This window comes from Spiroplasma sp. ChiS (genome assembly GCF_002968355.1).
Taxonomy (GTDB): domain Bacteria; phylum Bacillota_I; class Bacilli_A; order Mycoplasmatales; family Mycoplasmataceae; genus Spiroplasma; species Spiroplasma citri.
The window spans coordinates 1-863 of the sequence record NZ_PUUH01000205.1; the positions used below are offsets into that span (position 1 = coordinate 1).

An 863-nucleotide genomic window follows, 5' to 3' on the forward strand; every position below is an offset into this window, starting at 1 on the left:
TGATTTTTTACAAAATTACATAAATATAATTGCTATTTGTGTTATTTGTGAAAAATAAAAAAGGAGAAAAAATAAAATGAATAATAAAATTGAATTAATATTAAATAATTCAAAAGTTAATAATTGAATTAATGAAAAATTAACAAATCAGAAAGAAATTAATTTGTTTCGTAAAAATATCTTAACAATTTATAATAATAATCCCAATTTATTTGATTGTTTCGTAAAAATATCTTAACAATTTATAATAATAATCCCAATTTATTTGATAAAGAAAAAATAAATTTAATGAGTGTGTTATCTGCTTGTGTAAAAGCAATATTATTAGATTTACCGTTAGATCCTAACTTAGGATATGCCTATATTGTTCCATATAATGGAAAAGGACAGTTGCAAATTGGTTATAAGAGTTATATTCAGTTAGCAATCCGAATAGGAAAATATTTAACAATAAACGCAATAGAAGTAAAACAAGGTGAATTATTAAATTTGGACGAAATAAAACAAGAGGCATCGTGTAATCGAAGTGCAACAAATCAACTCAGAAAGGAGTTGATTTTTTATTGAAAAAAAACATTATTTTATTTTGCGGTCCTTAGTAACTAAATATGGAAAAGATATTGTTATTAATACTGTAAATAAGATAGTAATTAATAATGTAAAAGAAAATGAATAAATTATCCGCGTAATTTATTAGCGGTAATTTATTCAATATAGTTTATTTTGAGCGTAGCGAACACGCGAAGCGTGTCGCAATATTTTTAGAGAGGAGATGTAATATGCCAACTTGATTAACGACAATATTTAGTGTTGTTATTGTATTAGCAATTTTTCTTTATTTTGGTTTATTAATTTATCAAAAA

2 protein-coding genes and 1 pseudogene are annotated in these 863 nt (G+C 23.2%); all 3 read left to right on the plus strand.

Annotation, left to right across the window (positions count from 1 at the left end; genetic code table 4):
• Positions 1-76 precede the first annotated feature (76 nt).
• Positions 77-238 (plus strand): hypothetical protein, encoded by a 162-nt coding sequence (locus tag C6B38_RS10135; RefSeq protein WP_162475897.1) that lies wholly within the window; start codon positions 77-79, stop codon positions 236-238.
• Positions 217-606, plus strand: coding sequence for a recombinase RecT (locus tag C6B38_RS05645; protein WP_162475898.1), 390 nt, complete (start codon positions 217-219; stop codon positions 604-606). Before C6B38_RS10135 ends, C6B38_RS05645 begins: the two co-directional genes overlap by 22 nt.
• 173 nt (positions 607-779) lie before the next feature.
• A pseudogene (locus C6B38_RS05650) lies at positions 780-863 on the plus strand (hypothetical protein); the annotation flags it as partial.